At 59.8% G+C, this 16139-nt stretch carries 15 protein-coding genes; 6 read left to right on the forward strand and 9 right to left on the reverse strand.

Annotated features, from left to right (window positions below; translation table 11 throughout):
- The first annotated feature begins 31 nt into the window (after nucleotides 1-31).
- Nucleotides 32-1363: a sensor histidine kinase gene (locus ABF824_RS08980; RefSeq protein ID WP_415488222.1), complete on the forward strand. Its 1332-nt coding sequence runs from the start codon at nucleotides 32-34 to the stop codon at nucleotides 1361-1363.
- Here ABF824_RS08980 and truA read toward each other — a convergent pair.
- The 7 genes from truA to ABF824_RS09015 all read right to left on the reverse strand — a co-directional run bounded on the left by truA (nucleotide 1323) and on the right by ABF824_RS09015 (nucleotide 7780).
- On the reverse strand, nucleotides 1323-2144 hold the full coding sequence (gene truA, locus ABF824_RS08985; protein ID WP_415488224.1) for a tRNA pseudouridine(38-40) synthase TruA: 822 nt from the start codon (nucleotides 2142-2144) through the stop codon (nucleotides 1323-1325). The two genes, ABF824_RS08980 and truA, sit on opposite strands and share 41 nt — an antisense overlap.
- A 32-nt stretch (nucleotides 2145-2176) precedes the next feature.
- A complete protein-coding gene (fmt, locus tag ABF824_RS08990; RefSeq protein ID WP_415488198.1) occupies nucleotides 2177-3091 on the reverse strand; it encodes a methionyl-tRNA formyltransferase in 915 nt (304 codons plus the stop codon).
- A gap of 45 nt (nucleotides 3092-3136) precedes the next feature.
- On the reverse strand, nucleotides 3137-3685 hold the full coding sequence (gene def / locus ABF824_RS08995; RefSeq protein ID WP_415488200.1) for a peptide deformylase: 549 nt from the start codon (nucleotides 3683-3685) through the stop codon (nucleotides 3137-3139).
- Between the two features lie 75 nt (nucleotides 3686-3760).
- Nucleotides 3761-4225: a hypothetical protein gene (locus ABF824_RS09000; RefSeq protein WP_415488202.1), complete on the reverse strand. Its 465-nt coding sequence runs from the start codon at nucleotides 4223-4225 to the stop codon at nucleotides 3761-3763.
- On the reverse strand, nucleotides 4218-5324 hold the full coding sequence (locus tag ABF824_RS09005; RefSeq protein ID WP_415488204.1) for an AI-2E family transporter: 1107 nt from the start codon (nucleotides 5322-5324) through the stop codon (nucleotides 4218-4220). The genes ABF824_RS09000 and ABF824_RS09005 overlap by 8 nt, the downstream gene beginning before the upstream one ends.
- 220 nt (nucleotides 5325-5544) lie before the next feature.
- On the reverse strand, nucleotides 5545-7170 hold the full coding sequence (locus tag ABF824_RS09010) for an inorganic phosphate transporter (RefSeq protein ID WP_415488206.1): 1626 nt from the start codon (nucleotides 7168-7170) through the stop codon (nucleotides 5545-5547).
- 133 nt (nucleotides 7171-7303) lie between these two features.
- Entirely contained in the window at nucleotides 7304-7780 is a 477-nt protein-coding gene (locus ABF824_RS09015) for a hypothetical protein (protein WP_415488208.1), read from the reverse strand.
- Between the two features lie 113 nt (nucleotides 7781-7893).
- Here ABF824_RS09015 and alkB point away from each other — a divergent pair, with 113 nt between their 5' ends.
- Nucleotides 7894-8559: a DNA oxidative demethylase AlkB gene (alkB, locus tag ABF824_RS09020; RefSeq protein WP_415488210.1), complete on the forward strand. Its 666-nt coding sequence runs from the start codon at nucleotides 7894-7896 to the stop codon at nucleotides 8557-8559.
- Nucleotides 8560-8564: 5 nt separating this feature from the next.
- Here alkB and ABF824_RS09025 read toward each other — a convergent pair whose 3' ends face one another.
- Both ABF824_RS09025 and ABF824_RS09030 read right to left on the reverse strand, forming a co-directional pair.
- Nucleotides 8565-9377, reverse strand: a complete 813-nt coding sequence (locus tag ABF824_RS09025) for a mechanosensitive ion channel family protein (protein WP_415488212.1) — start codon at nucleotides 9375-9377, stop codon at nucleotides 8565-8567.
- A 183-nt stretch (nucleotides 9378-9560) separates the two neighbouring features.
- The gene (locus ABF824_RS09030) at nucleotides 9561-10499 is read right to left on the reverse strand and encodes a LysR family transcriptional regulator (RefSeq protein ID WP_415488214.1); all 939 of its coding nucleotides are present in this window, start codon (nucleotides 10497-10499) and stop codon (nucleotides 9561-9563) included.
- 159 nt (nucleotides 10500-10658) lie between these two features.
- On the opposite strand from ABF824_RS09030, the gene ABF824_RS09035 reads away from it, so the two are divergent.
- The 4 genes from ABF824_RS09035 to ABF824_RS09050 all read left to right on the forward strand — a co-directional run.
- Nucleotides 10659-11675 carry a Rieske 2Fe-2S domain-containing protein gene (locus ABF824_RS09035; protein ID WP_415488226.1) on the forward strand — a complete coding sequence of 339 codons (1017 nt, stop codon included), beginning with the start codon at nucleotides 10659-10661 and terminating at the stop codon, nucleotides 11673-11675.
- Nucleotides 11676-11735: 60 nt separating this feature from the next.
- A complete protein-coding gene (locus ABF824_RS09040) occupies nucleotides 11736-13220 on the forward strand; it encodes a carboxypeptidase M32 (RefSeq protein WP_415488216.1) in 1485 nt (494 codons plus the stop codon).
- Between the two features lie 310 nt (nucleotides 13221-13530).
- Entirely contained in the window at nucleotides 13531-14949 is a 1419-nt protein-coding gene (locus ABF824_RS09045; RefSeq protein ID WP_415488218.1) for a class II 3-deoxy-7-phosphoheptulonate synthase, read from the forward strand.
- A gap of 391 nt (nucleotides 14950-15340) precedes the next feature.
- Nucleotides 15341-16139 (forward strand): nicotinate phosphoribosyltransferase (locus tag ABF824_RS09050; RefSeq protein ID WP_415488228.1); only part of this gene is annotated, 799 nt, incomplete at its 3' end.

The raw sequence follows: 16139 nt of genomic DNA on the forward strand, positions 1-16139 counted from the left end.
ATTCCGGCTGGCGCTGGCTTTTGCGTTGGCCATGCTGGGCGCCATCACCCTGCAATTTTTCCTGATGTATTCGCAGTTGACGACGCTGGAATTCAGGCGGTCGGGACAGATTCTCAGCAATGAGATGAAGCTGCTTCTCGCCATGGCGCCCGAGCATCTGGATTATGTCATCCGTGAACGGTCGACTGATGATCTGCGTATCGTGGTCAATGAAGCGGGTATTTTCACGGCCTCCCATCAGCCTGTAACGGGTGATCTCCATATGTGGCCGGAAGGTCTGGAGGCGGACGGCCAACTGCATAACATCGTCATGGAGCCGGAGGAGGGCACGCCTTACACGTTGCGCTTTCTCGCCGAGCGCACACCGGATGGTCGTGTTCTCGTGCTTGGCCGTAGCTCGCATTTTCTTAAGGAACAGAAGCTGCTTCTCCGGCGTGTCTCTCTGACGACACTGGTGCCGATCGTCTTTTTCGCGCTGCTCGCAGGCGTGCTTCTCAGCCACCGCGCTCTGGCGCGTGTGAAGGATATGCACGAAGCCATCGACCGGATCATGCGTGGCGATATCCACGAACGTCTGCCAACCGGAACACAGCAGGATGAACTTCAGCGTCTGGCTGCCAGCGTCAACAGAATGCTCGACCGCCTCGAACAACTCATGCGGGACATGGGCAATGTCGGCAATGATATTGCGCACGATCTGCGCACACCGCTGGCGCGGGTAAGGGCCGGGCTTGAGCGCGCGATCTCCGGTCCGCAGGCTTCCTCACCAGAAGCGCTTCAGAAAACTATTGGTCGGGCCATTGAAAATCTTGACCAGTGCTTCACGATCATCACTGCGCTTCTGCGTCTGGCTGAAATCGACAACAGCAAGGGACGCAATGCTTTCATGAAGGTTGATCTTGTCGCCCTGATGCGGGACGCGATCGATCTCTATGAGCCTATAGCGGAAAGCGAAAATGTCGTTCTGCTGTCACATGCTTCCGAAGATGTGATCTGGGTCCGGGGTGATCGGGATCTGCTGATGGAAGTGCTGGCCAATCTTGTCGACAACGCCATCAAGTTTACACCTGCGGAGGGAAAAGTCAGTGTTCTGGTCAGCATGAATGGTGGAAGGCCAAGCCTTGTGGTGACCGATACGGGCAGCGGGATTCATCCCGATGAGCGGGCCGCCGTGCTGACGCGCTTCTATCGCTCGGACAAAAGCCGACATATCCCGGGCAGCGGACTGGGACTCAGTCTGGTTGCATCCATCCTGCGTCTGCACAATGCGGAATTGCTGATCAGTGATGTCGAACCCGGCGTGCCCGAAAAAGGGACGTGTTTTACAGTGCTGTTTCCAAATGAGCGTACCGGTCACGCGTGACGAACGGATCGGGATCGTAATCCACGCCAACAAGATATAGCCCTTCGGCGGGCGCGGTCGGCCCACCTGCGCGTCGGTCGCACGCTTCTAGCGCTGCCTGCAACCGCTCTGCCGTCCAGCGCCCGCAACCGACAAGCTGCAATGTGCCGACAAGATTGCGCACCTGATGATGCAGGAACGAACGTGCTTCCACATCGAAGAAGATCAGTTCGCCCTCTCGCCTTACATCCAGCCGGTCAAGCGTCCGGATCGGGCTTTTCGCCTGACAGGCAACGGCGCGGAACGTCGAGAAATCATGTTGTCCCAGCAGCAGTTTCGCTGCTTTCTGCATGGCGGACACGTCGAGCGGAAATTTTACATGCCAGACACGGTTGGCTTCCAGAGCGGGACGTGTCGGACGATTGAGCACGCGATAGCGGTACCGCCGCCGGACTGCCGAGAAACGGGCGTTCCATGTTGGTTCAACCCGTGCCGCGTTGAGGATGGCGACCGGATGCGGCTTGAGGTGGAATGAAAGACCGTCCCGCACGGCGCGCGTGTTGAGCGGCATGTCGATGGGAAAGTCGAGGTGGGCGACCTGACCTGTTGCATGGACCCGGGCATCGGTGCGTCCCGCTGTTACGCTCCATACTTCTCGTCCACCGGCCATGCGTGCCGCCGCTTCTTCGAGCAGCTGCTGCACGGAAAGACCATTTTCCTGCCGTTGCCAGCCGACCAGACCACTTCCATCATATTCGATCAACACGGCCCAACGCTGTCGGTCATCCGGGGCGTCGTCCATACGCGACCATGAGACGGAAGGCCTGTCTGCGCTCATGAGCCCAGTTGTGTTTCGGGGGATACGGGCTGACCACGCAGAAATGCTTCGGCTTCTATCATCCCGCGGCCGGGGCGCTGGATGCGGCGGATGCGCAGCGCGGAACCATCACCGCATGCGATTGTGAGCCTATCATCAAGCGTGGTGCTGGGTTTGCCGGTCACACCTTTTACCAGATCGACAGCACCGATTTTCAGCGTTTCACCTGCCAGTGTCGTGAACGCGCCCGGCCACGGTGTCAGCGCACGCACCTGACGATCAATCGCGTCAGCAGGCTTTGTCCAGTCGATCCGTCCATCTTCCTTCGCCAGACGGGCAGCATAGGTCACGCCCTGCTCAGGCTGTGGAATGGGGGGCGGATTTTCTGACAGCACTTCGACGACCAGTTTCGCACCGAGCGCGGCCAGCTCGTCATGAAGACTGCTGGCAGTGGTGACAGCGGTGATCGGAACAGCGACGGAAGCCAGCATGTCCCCGGTATCCAGCCCGACATCCATCTGCATGATGGTGACGCCGCTTTCCGTGTCTCCGGCGAGAATGGCGCTCTGGATGGGAGAAGCGCCGCGCCAGCGCGGGAGCAGGCTGGCATGGATGTTCAGACAGCCAAGGCGCGGCGCGCCGAGCATGGCTTTCGGCAGGATCAGCCCGTATGCGGCGACAATCGCGGCATCAAGATTCTGGCTGGCGAACCATTCCTGTTCCTCGACCACATTACGCAGCTTTTCCGGGCAGCGCACCGGAATGCCCAGCGATTCAGCCGCGTGATGAACGGGGGAAGGACGCAAAGCCTTGCCGCGCCCGGCGGGGCGAGGAGGCTGCGTGTAGGCCACAACAATCTCATGCCCCGCATCACGCAACGCATAGAGCGCCGGAACAGCAAAATCGGGCGTGCCCATGAAGGCCAGACGCATCAGCCGGTTCTCCGCAAGAACAGATGGGGCAGGCTTGCCGTTATGTTACCGCTTCAGCTTCTGTTCTTTGGCAAGCCGACGCATGATCATGTTGCGGCGCAGTGTCGAGAGGTGGTCGACGAACAGCACGCCGTCCAGATGGTCGATCTCGTGCTGAATGCAGCGTCCCAGCAGACCGTCGACTTCTCGCTCGCAGAGTTCGCCATCCACACTGCGCCAGCGCACTTTGACGGCATCCGGGCGGATCACTTCGGCATACTGATTCGGCAGTGAGAGGCAGCCTTCCTCATAGGGGGAGAGAACCTGACTTTCCTGAATGACTTCCGGATTGATCAGCACCATCGGCTGGCGCTCTTCTTCTTCGCCCACATCGACGATGACGTAGCGCTGGCTGACACCGACCTGTGGCGCAGCCAACCCGATCCCCGGTGCGGCATACATCGCGGAAAACATACCCGGCAGGGCAGCCTTGAGCGCACTCATGTCCTCCGGCTGGACGGGGCGGGCTTTCTGGCGCAGCACGGGTGCAGGCGCGATCAGGATGGAGGTCGGCGTGGCGGCAGCGCCGGCGCGGGCATAATCAGCATCGTTCATGATGGGGTGATTTAATCACATGCGCCCGGTTTTTCCAGTCCTGTAAGTAAAGGGACTGTGCGTGCCCTGCTTCTCTTACCAGCCGCGTGGATCATGCGCGGCAGCATCCGCCTGGTCGTAGGTGAGGGACAGACGATCCGGTCCGGAACCCGCATAGCGGCAAACCGCTTCCACACTGGAAACCTTGGGTGACCCCGGCTGAAGAAGAGCGGGCACAGGCAGGCAGAGATACCATACGCGCCCATGCGCCCCAACAGCCTCGCTGACGGCAAAGGCCCGTGGGGCGGAGACCGGAATAGTTCCATTGCCACGCGGTGGCTGGTAATGCAGCGTCACCAACCCGGTTGCGTCGGGATAATACTGCAACCCGCAATCTCTGGAGAAATTGGCGAGCGTTGGTTCGCGGAGAAGCGAAAGTTCCGGTTCTTCCTTCGAGCAGGCGTCGCGTCGTCCCGCTTCGTAGCGGGCGCAGCCGGAGAGAAGCATGACACTCGTCAGACAGGCGAGGGCGCGCAGTCCTCGATTTCGTAGTTCAGACACGCTCATCGTCCTCAAGCGGTGTGGATAACTTGTCTCCCACCGTGAGTAGCATGGCTGTCAGAGGAGAGGCCAGAATCAGGCCGGGCGCACCGAAAATGCCGCCAAAGAAGGTCTGTGACAGTACCGTCAGACCCGGTGGCATCTGCACGGCCTTGCGCTGAATCAGGGGCGCCATCACGTTGCCCTCGAAAAACTGGATCACCGTATAGAGCGCAGCGACGATGGCCGTCTCACGAAGACCCAGAGACAGGGCCAGCAGTATGGCGGGAATGGCGCCGAGGATGGCTCCGATATACGGAATGAAGTTGCAGAGCGCCGCCAGAATGCCAAGGCTGAGGGCCAGTGGAACGCCGATAATCCACAGCCCCACACCCGAGAGGATACCGACGACGGCCATGTCGAGGGCTTGCCCCGCGACCCATGCCCAGAGCGTATCGGCCGCCGCGAGCATGACATCGCGCCCCTGCTGACGCCACTGGCGCGGCACAAGCCTGAGGATGCCATTGGCGTAGAGCTGAGGAGACGCGGCGAAATAAAGGCCCGCGATGATGATGACAGCCAGAGTGCCAAGAACGCCGAACGCCGAACCGAGAAAGCCAGTCATGGAACCGGCGATGCGGGAGCCGATGGACATCAGGCCTCCGTTGTTCCCGGTGCCCCCACCATGGCCGCCGAGAGATGCGGGAAGATAATCAAGGACCACCTGGCCCTGCGGCCAAGAGGCGAGCTGGTTGCGAAGGGCGATGACCTGCGTGGTCAGGGCGTCCCGCAGGCGCGCGGCCTGCGCCACGATATCCGAGCCGCTCGTCCAGAAAATTCCTACGGTAAGAGTCACCATGACTATGCACACCACTGCCAGTGACGCCCCATAGGGGAGCTTCGTCCAGCGGGTCAGCATGCGGGAGAGGCCATGCAGGATCACGGCGAAGAGGGTCGAGGCGAACACGACCATGATGACATCGCCGATCAGCCAGATCGAGAGCATGACGGCCGCTATCAGCAGGGTCAGGCGCAGGATGCGGGCGATACTGTCCAGTGGCGAATCAGAAGAGGAAGGGGAGTGATCGGGGGTGTCGTGAAGATCTTGATTGGCGGTCATAGGCGTAACGAGGCACCTGCTGGAACGGATGAAGTGATGTCGGGTCGTTGACGGACGACACAACGCATCATGCCGCTCTTCGGTCGTAGGCCGCCTGTAATTTTTTTCCAAGAGGGCGGAGGAGTGCACACGCGAGCGGCGCACGGTATCCAGTCAAAAAGGCAAAAAAAAAACGGGGAGCCGGAAGCTCCCCGTTTTCGAAAGGTATGCGGCTGCGTTCTCAGAAAACCTGACGCAGGATGACATACAGGCAGCCGGAGATCAGCATGGCGGCCGGAAGCGTGGTGACCCATGCCAGACCCATTGCCCGAAGCGTGGACCATTGCAGGCCCGACTTGTTGGCTGCCATGGCGCCAGCCACACCGCTCGAAAGAACGTGGGTGGTGGAAACCGGCAGACCATACTGCTCGGCCAGCCCAATCGTGCCCATTGCCACGAGTTCGGCAGACGCGCCCTCGGCATAGGTGAGGTGAGTCTTGCCGATCTTCTCGCCGACCGTGACCACAATGCGCTTCCAGCCAACCATCGTGCCAAGGCCGAGCGCGATGGCGACCGAGACCTTCACCCATGTCGGGATGAAGCGGGTGCCGTCGTAAAGACCGGACTGGAAGGTTTTCAGCGCTTTCTTTTCATCGGCGCTGAAGCCGTCAGCCTTGCCCATGACGCGGATGGCGTCGGCCACCAGATACATCTCGGTACGAACGTTCGGCACGGCTGCGGCTGGCACGGACTTCATCGAACCATAGGTCTGCACCGAGTTGGCGATGCTGCCGCTGAGCATGGCGAGCGCGTCGAACGTCTCGGGTGAGGAAACGGCCTGGGCACGGAGCGCGGCGCCGACGGTCTTGCGTGCCTGATCGTCGCTCATGGTCACAGGAGTCGTGCCGGCGTGAGCCGTGAAGACCTGCTGGGCCGTGTTGGCGCTCTGGATGAAGGCCGGCATGGCGCTCTCAGGCATGGCGCGGTTCAGCGCATAGGCCGTCGGTGCAGCACCGATCAGGATCAGCATGATCAGACCCATGCCTTTCTGACCATCGTTGCCACCATGAGAGAAGGAAACACCCGTGCAGGTGAAGATCAGCAGGCCACGAATCCACCACGGTGGCGGCTGGTTGCCTTTGGGCTCCCCATAGAGGGCCTTGTTCTTCACGAGGATCTTCATGACGATCAGGAGAAGCGCCGCCATGACGAAGCCGCAGGCCGGGCTGAACAGCAGGGCGGAGAAGACCTTGCGAACCTGCTCCCAGTTGACGCCCTGTGTGGCCGCACCGTCCGGCGCGAGCGCCTGGTTGGCAAGGCCGACGCCCATGATCGAACCGACGAGCGCGTGCGAGGAGCTGTTCGGGATACCGAAGGCCCACGTGGCGAGGTTCCAGATGATCGCGGCAAGCAGCAGGGCGAAGATCATTGCATAACCGGCGCTGCTGCCCGATTGCAGGATCAGTTCGACGGGCAGAAGCGTGACGATGCCATAGGCGACCGCGCCAGCAGAGGTGGCGACGCCCAGAAAGTTCCAGAACCCGGACCACACCACGGCGAACAGTGGTGGCAGGCTGTGGGTGTAGATCACGGTCGCAACAGCGTTGGCCGTGTCGTGAAAGCCGTTAACGAACTCGAAGGCCAGCGCGATGATGAGCGCGAGGCCAAGGAGAACGAGCGTGCCGGTGGCGAGTGGTGCTTCGCCAACCGAGTTCATATCGTGAAGGATGCTGAATGCAGCGAAACCGAGCGCGCCGATCAGCACCGCAAAGAACATGATGACGTGAAGGGGCTTGTTGCCGCCGTCAAGATTGGGACGAGAGATCGGCGGCGCTTCAGCCACCGAGTCCATAATCGCCTGTGACATTGTCGATCCGTATGCCGTTAACCTTTGGGCGGTTTACGGTACGGACATGACAAATGCGACATTTGAAGAGTGACGGTTTTATGACAGAGGGAACCTATTCACTTTACAGGAAATGGCTGTCCTCTCCCGCTGATCAGCGCGGAGCAACCCAGCCGTTGCCCGTCGAGTCACCAATCGAGCCGGTGCCCATCGGGCCGTTATCCTGATAGGCTGATCCGAATTTCGACAGGTCAGCGCCAGTGACTGAATCGCGGGTCACATGCTGGGCGTGTTCGGGGTCCGGTCCATGTGTCATATCCATGGACGGGGCATCCTGATAACCCGTGGGAAGACGCCGACGTCCCTGAACATGCAGATTTTCGTGACGGCCTGCGGTGGTTGCTGTTCCCGAATCTTCGCGCGTGGGATCACCCGACATCATTTCCGCGCCAGCCAGCGCGTCGCTCTGCTGGGCATGGGCTGCGCTGGACAGGGCCATGCCTGTCGAAACCAGCATCCCACACACCGCAGCGAAGGGAAGAAGCGAGGAGAGGCGGGGTAAAACGAACATCAACGTCATCTTTCTGGACTGGGCGTCAGCGCCAGAAGGCGAAACCCCCATCGTCATCATCAGGTGTGTTACTTCTACAGTTAGTGTGTTCCCCCATGTGACCGCAACCACCTGAAGCGCATTTTTCCGCAAGACATGCGGGGGATGCGGAAAAGGCAGGCAGGAGGAATGAAATGACGGGAGACCTGTTCGATCACCTTGGCGTGCAGGAAAAAGCGGCGGAAGAGCCAGTCAGGCTAGGAGAGGGTGCGTTCATTTTCCCGGGAATGGCGCTCCCGCAGGCTGAAGCGCTTCTGGATGCCGCCCGCGCCATCGCCCGCAAAGCGCCGTTCAGACATCTTATCACGCCGGGTGGTCATCGCATGTCAGTGGCCATGACCGCCTGTGGCGACTGGGGATGGAATTCGGATCGGAAGGGCTATCGTTACACCAGAACGCAGCCTGAGACGGGAGAGGCTTGGCCACCGATCCCGGATAGCTTTGAACGTCTCGTGCGGCAGGCCACCATGGCGGCGGGATTCAGTGAGGCGCCCCTTCAGTCCGGTCTGATCAATCTTTACCGACCGGGCACCCGCCTCTCCCTGCATCAGGATCGTGACGAAGAGGCGACGGATGTGCCGATCGTGTCCGTCTCGCTCGGGGTGGCTGCGACTTTCCTGTGGGGCGGGCTGACGCGGAAAGACCCCATGCGTCGCTTTCGCCTGTCACACGGGGATGTGGTGGTGTGGGGAGGTCCATCCCGGCTGGTGTTTCATGGTGTTGCGCCACTGGCGCGATCCACCCATCCGGCGACGGGTGAATGTCGGGTCAATCTCACCTTCCGGCGCGTGACCCGATGAAGGTTTTATCCCGAAGCGCGCGAATTGACGCCCAGACGGTAGCCTTCCTTGCGAAGCACCTTGATTGCGGCTTCAGAATATTTGCCGACCAAGGACGCGACGTTGCCTGGGGCGCACCAGAAGCCAAGTGACACGGCGATATTGGCTGGCTGCGGAAGGAAGGAAACGGAGGGGGCCGGATCTTTCAGAACCAGTTCGTCATTTTCCAGCAGACCGAGCAGCAGGGCGCGCGCCTTGTCGATATCATCGTTGTAATCGATCAGCAGGCTGACCGAAGCGAGAAGTCTTTCAGCTTCGGAACTGTTCACGACAACATTGTTGGAGAGTGTGCCGTTGGGCACATAGATGAGTTCGTTGCTTGCATCCCGGAGTACGGTCCGGAACATCTCGATCGAGATCACGGTTCCGGTATTGCCGCCTGCACTGATCGTATCACCGACTTTGAAGGGACGAAACAGCAGGATCAGTACGCCCCCGGCGAAGTTGGCGAGACTGCCCTGCAACGCCATGCCGACCGCCAGACCGGCGGCACCGAGAACGGCGACGAAGGATGTCGTTGCGATCCCAACCATGGAGGCGACGCTGATCAGCAGGAGGGCTTTCAGCAGCAGGCTGACGACACTGATCAGAAATCCCCGTAGCGTCGGTTCGATGTGGCTGGCCGCCATCATCCGTCCCATCGCGCGGGTGATCATGTTGATGATGGCCCAGCCGATCACCAGCACGACAAGGGCGAGCACAACCTGCCCCACATAGCCCAGAACCGTCGGGAGCCAGCCGTTCAGCTGGGCCCAAAGTGAATTCACCTGCTTTTCCATGGAGCGTCCTCTACTATCCGTTGCCGCCATTTTGGCGCATCTTAGACCTGCTCATCAGGGCGATTTCAAGGCTGTCTCGGATCACCCAGTAATCACCATTTTGTGGTGGTTTCGGGCTATACAGGCAGCATTCTGCATTGTTCATGAATGCTCGCTGAGAAGAATGCAGTCCCTTTCCGGTCTTCAATCAGACATAGGGGGCTGGTGGACGTGCGCTTCACTGCTCTGCCGCGACATGATGTCCTTGATGACGTTTTCCACCAGTCGGGTTGTGTGAGAAAGCTGGCGCGTGCGGTCATGAACGAGTGCCAGCGTAAGATGCGGCACGCGTGCGCCAACCAGCGGCACGAACGCCAGATCGCCCCGTAGCACTTCAGACATCACGTCCAGATAGCTGAGAAAACAGATGCCGATCCCTGCGCTTACAAGGGAGATAAGCATCTGCACATTGTTCGCCCGCGCTGCGACAACAGGAGTGATGCGACTGTTTTCCATAAGACGTGTGAATACTGACGAAAGAGCCAGCGGCTGTTCCGGCACCACCATGGAATAATCGGCGCACTGCGTCAGGCGGGCGGTTGCGTGTTGCGCCAGTGGGTGATCGGGCCGACAGGCGAACCCCAGCGGAAACGACATGCTTTTCATCACCGTCAGATCCCGCATTTCTTCCGGATCAAGCATGAGGGCGATGTCGCCTTCCCCTGCCAGCAGCGTCGAATGAATCGTGCGGTTGTCGCGGATATTCACGTTCAGCACGATGCCGGGGTGACTTTCCTTCATGCGCGTGAACAGTTCAGGCAGGAACGCGCGTGACAGGGCTTCCGGCGCCAGAAGGTCAACCTGCCCCCAGCGTATCCCTTTCAGATCGTCGATCTGCCGGTTCAGGCTGTCCAGATCCTTCACCCAGCGGCTGGCGCAGACATACAGCAGTTCGCCAACCGCCGTCAGACGCATGCCGGACGGCAGGCGCTCGAAAAGTGGTGTCTGAAGCTGTTCTTCTCCCAACAGAATGTGTCTGTTGATGGCCGATCCGGCAATGCGCAGATCCTCAGCCGCCTTGCGGATGGAGTTGTGTCGCGCGACGGCGAGGAAATAGATCAGGAAGCGGGAGAAAGGCTGCATCGCATTCTTGTTTTGAGAATGGAAAATGAACAATTATGATATATCTGAGAGCGTATCGCTTGTGAAATGATCTTTCTGAAAGTCACCGGACAGCTTCCGGCCTGCTCAGGAGAATCGACCGTGACCACAGCAACGCTCACCCGTCCCGCCGAGACGCATATGCTTCCCCGCACCATGACGTTCGATGTGGATGACTGGAACATTCTTGCCCGCTGCTGGTATCCGGTCGCGCTTGTTCGGGAACTGGGTGAGAAGCCGTTGGGTGTGACCCTTCTGGATGCACCGCTGGTGGTCTACCGCGCAGGCGACGGCATCGTCGTTGCTGACGATCTCTGCCCTCACCGGGGTGTGCCTCTCAGCATGGGGAAGGGCGATGGTCAGGCCATCGCCTGCGCCTATCACGGTTTCCGTTTCGGAGGAGCGGGGAAGTGCGTCAAAGTTCCGGCCCATCCCGACAATGCCATTCCCTCAAAGCTCAATCTGCGCACCTATCCCGCCGTGGAACGCTACGGTCTGATCTGGACCTGCCTTCGTCCAGAAGGAGATGAAGCCGCCATTCCACCGATGCCGCATTGGGACAACCCTGATTATCAGCAGATCAACTGTCCATGGATTGATATTGCCGGTTTTGCGGGGCGGCAGGTGGAAGGGTTCATTGACGTCGCCCATTTCGCCTTCGTGCATACGGACACATTTGCCGATCCGGAAAATCCTGTGGTGCCACCTTATCGACCGCGTCTGACGCCAGACGGGTTTGAAGCGGAATACCGTAGCAGCGTAGGAAATTATCCCATTGGCCACGAGGAAAAGGGGCGTCCGGGCTTTGAATGGCTACGGCATTTCCGGGTGCATGTGCCGTTTACCGCAACGCTGGAAATCTATTTTCCCGATAACGGCCGTCTTGTCATCATGAATGCCGCATCGCCTGTATCCGCGCGCAAAACCCGCATGTTCGCGCCGATGTGCCGTAACTTCGACAAGGATCTGCCCTTGCAGGATGTGTACGACTTCAATCTGCGGGTTTTCGAGGAAGACCGGGCGCTGGTCGAAGCCCAGAAGCCTGAAAATCTGCCTCTCGACCCCACTCTGGAAGCACATGTGACGGCGGATCGCAGTTCGATCGCCTATCGCCGTGCGCTGCGCTCGATGGGGCTGAGCCAGTTCTTCACGGCCTGAGATCGCCATTCGCCTTTTTTCGCGCCATACTCCCGTTCGCTCACAACAGGGAGTTGCAGCATGAAGGCCTATGACAGTCTCGAACATCTTTTCGGTCGTCTTTCCACGCTGGAAGACGCGGGAGGGATCCTGTCATGGGACCGCGACACCATGATGCCGGAAGGTGCCGCGGACCGTCGGGCGACTGTCATGGCCACATTGAGCGGCTTGCAGCATGAACTGCTGACGAAACCGGAAGTCGCCGAGTGGCTGGAAAAGGCCAATGCGGAAGGCGATGCGTGGCGTCAGGCCAATCTCGATGAAATGAAACGCATCCACGCGCGCGCGGTGGCGGTTCCGGGCGACGTGGTGGAGGCTCTCTCGCGGGCCGGATCAGAAGCGGAAATGGTGTGGCGGAAGGCGCGGAAGGAGAGCGATTTCGGCATGCTTCTGCCCGCTCTGCAAAAAGTGCTTGATCTGACCAAGGAGAGTGCGCAGGCGATTGGTGAAGCGCTCGGTCTTTCTCCCTATGATGCGCTGCTCGATGGCTTCGATCCGGGGATGACGCAGGCTACAATCGCGCCGATCTTTGCTGATCTAGCGCGTGAACTGCCTTCCCTGATTGAAGCCGTGATCGCCCGGCAGGCCGAAAGCGGCCCCTTGCCGCTGCTCGGACAACCGCCATTCCCCATCGCCGTGCAGGAAAAACTGGGTCTTCAGATGATGGAGCAGGTCGGTTTTGACAGTCGTCGCGGAAGGCTGGACGTCAGCGCCCATCCTTTCTGCGGCGGGGCAACCGAGGATGTGCGCATCACCACGCGGTATGAGGAAGACGATTTCCTGCCAGCCTTCCTTGGCGTCATGCATGAAACGGGGCACGCGCTCTATGAACAGGGACTACCGAAAGCGTGGCTGGGGCAACCTGTGGGGCGTGCCCGTGGCATGACCATGCATGAAAGCCAGTCTCTGCTGCTGGAAATGCAGGTGACCCGTTCGCGCGATTTCGCTGTTTTCGCAGCGCCGCTGATGGCGAAAACATTCGGCTCGGCATCGTCATGGGATGCGGAATCGCTCTATCGTCGCATGACGTTCGTGGAGCGTGGACTGATCCGTGTGGACGCCGATGAAGTGACATATCCTGCGCACATCATTACCCGTTATGAGCTGGAAACGGCCATGATCGAAGGCTCGCTGGCTCTGAAAGACCTGCCGGAAGCCTTTAACGCCCGCATCCATGATCTGCTCGGCATCAATGTGCCGGATGACCGGCGCGGCTGTCTTCAGGATATCCACTGGCCCCTCGGTCTCTGGGGCTATTTTCCCTGTTACGCGCTGGGCGCATTGACTGCCGCGCAACTGTTTCAGGCCGCGCTGAAAGCATTGCCCGATCTGTGTGGGCAGATTCGAAGCGGGAATTTCTCTTCACTTCTCGGCTGGTTGCGCCAGCATGTGCATGAACGCGCCAGCAGTGTTTCGACGCAGCAGATTGTAGCGGACGCCACGGGCAAACCGTTGGGTGCGGAAGCGTATCTCGCGCATGTGCGTCAGCGATATCTGGAAAACTGACCTTTTTGTCTGGAGGGAGGAGAGGCAGATTTCCTGCGGCCTCCCCATGTTTTCTGCAATCTTCGATACTATCTATGGGCTGTGTGAAGAGTGTTCGGGCATTTTGAACGCTCTCGCCAGAGGCTCTTCATGAGGCGGTCTCTTTTGACTGAAGGCAGAGACTGACAGGCTCAGGGCCGCCACCCTTTGCGTGAAACATGTTTTTCGGCATACTGTCCCACCCGCAGTTATGCGGACTGTCTCCACCTCAACCCGAACAGAACCTCGTCCGGACGCACAAAGGTCCGGCACTTACTGACAGGAACAGACCATGAGTGTCACGCTCAGCCCTTCCGCATCCTCCCGGACAGTCGCCTCGCCGGCTGCCAACTGGTCGCCGGAAAGCTGGCGGTCGTTTCCCATCAAGCAGGTGCCGACTTATCCCGACGAGGCGGCCCTGAAGGATGTCGAAGCGCGTCTGCATCGTTATCCGCCGCTGGTGTTCGCCGGGGAGGCTCGCCGTCTTCGCGAGCATCTCGCTCAGGCCGCCGCCGGACGCGCCTTCGTGCTGCAGGGCGGCAACTGCGCCGAGAGCTTCTCCGAATTCTCTGCCGATTTCGTCCGCGACACCTTCCGTGTCCTTCTCCAGATGGCCGTCGTGCTGACATTCGGCGCCAAGGTGCCGGTGGTGAAGATCGGTCGCATGGCGGGGCAGTATGCTAAGCCGCGTTCCTCCGACACGGAGACAGTGGGTGATGTCTCGTTGCCGTCCTATCGCGGCGACATCATCAATGGCCCGGCTTTCACGGCGGACGATCGTATTCCGGACCCGCGCCGGATGGAGACGGCCTATTTCCAGTCGGCCAGCGTTCTGAACCTGCTGCGTGCTTTCTCACGGGGTGGTTACGCCAATCTGCACCGCGTGAATCGCTGGAATCTCGGCTTCGTCGAGCGCTCTCCACTTGCGGAGCGTTACCGCGCGCTTGCTGAACGGATTGACGAGACACTGGCCTTCATGGAGGCCTGTGGCTTGAACTCGACAATCGCGCCGCAGATTGATGAGACCGAGTTCTACACCTCGCACGAGGCGCTGCTGCTTCAGTATGAGCAGGCCTTCACGCGCGTCGATTCCACGTCTGGCGAGTGGTATGACTGCTCCGCGCACTTCCTGTGGATCGGTGACCGCACCCGGCAGCCGGACGGTGCGCATGTCGAGTTCCTGCGTGGCGTGCGCAACCCGATTGGCATCAAGGTCGGTCCCACGACAAAGATCGAAGATCTCGAAAAGCTGCTCGAAATCCTCAACCCCGCTGACGAGGCCGGGCGCATCACGCTCATCTCCCGCATGGGCGCGACGAAGATTCAGGATCACCTGCCGTCGCTCGTCCGTTCCGTGAAGGGGCTTGGGCGGACCGTGACGTGGATGTCCGATCCGATGCATGGCAACACCATCTCCACCTCCCACAAGGTGAAGACCCGTTCCTTCGAAGCCATTCTGACCGAAATTCAGGGTTTCTTCGACATTCTGACCGAGGAAGGCGTGGTTCCCGGCGGTGTGCACATGGAAATGACGGGGCAGGACGTGACGGAATGCGTTGGCGGTGCCCATCAGTTGACCGAAAACGACCTCGGTGCCCGTTATGAAACCTTCTGCGATCCACGCCTGAACGCCGAGCAGTCTCTCGAACTGGCGTTCCTGATTGCGGAAGAACTGAATTCCCGTGCCCGTAGCCTGAAAAAGACGGCTTAAGGGTAACACCGACAGGGAAAACCGTGACAGGGGAGTGCGCTTCCTTGTCACAAAACGGTGTGCCGCAGTGGACTGACAGTTCGGAAGAAGGGAGGCGGTCTTGCCGGTTTCCTCTTCTGCGGCCACAAATCAGTGTCGGACATCATCAGATGACTGGCGTTCGAAAATTGAGTTCCTGAGAGTTTCAGGTCCATCATTGAGGTTCAGTCAAACACACTCTCTTCGTGCCCTGCCGATTTTCCAACCTCACTCAGTGAGTCCAGAGCAGGACATCAGGAAAGGGCAGGCCGTGGTTTCCAGACTTTCTCACTCGAAACTCTCATCTTCCTCCGTTCCTTCCGTTGAAACGCCCGTCTCGACCGGTGTCGCTGAGTCGCTCTGTGCGGCACCCATCAGCGATGAGGATATCCGGGCGCGTACGGATAGCTATTTCAACCGGACAAAGGCCATTGTCAGCCGGTTCGGCGACTGTGCCGTCACGTATGCCGTGTTCATCCGCAGACCCGTTCTTTCGGCCACCGGCATGGTCGAGGCATGGCTGAAGAACATCGCCCGGGAACGGGGCATCGAAATCCTCGTCGAGCCGGTTTTTGGCGAGGGTGAATGGGTCGGGGCGGGTGAACCGCTGCTCTATATCACGGGGTTCTTCTCACAACTCGTGGATCTGGAAACACTCATCCTCCAGAAGCTCGGCGCCTGTTGCGTTGGGGCGCACCGCGCCTACCAGATGGCGCTCTCCCTGCCCAAGGCGCAGTTCCTTGCCATGGAAGCGCGCCACTGCGCCGGTTATGAGATGCAGGAACTGATGGCTTACAGCGCGTCTGTCGGCAGCCGGGCGGCGCAGAAGGAAGGGGCGATCGGGTTCATCGGCGGTGCGAATGATGCGACGGCGGCGTTTTTCGGAGAAACCCACGGCTTCGGCACCATGCCGCACGCCCTGATCGGGTATGCCGGTTCGACCGTACGCGCGGCGGAGATGTTTCACGAGGTTTATCCGGACACCAACCTGACGGTGCTGGTTGATTATTATGGTCGGGAAATCACGGACGGGCTCGCTGTCTGTCGTCGTTTCTCCGATCTCGCCGCTGCCGGGAAGGTGGCGCTGCGGCTCGATACGCATGGCGGTCGCTTCCTGGAAGGACTCAATCCACAGGAATCCTACGCCGTTCTGGATCTCAATGTTCCGGAGG

It is taken from the genome of Acetobacter sp. (assembly GCF_047721705.1).
Lineage (GTDB): Bacteria > Pseudomonadota > Alphaproteobacteria > Acetobacterales > Acetobacteraceae > Acetobacter.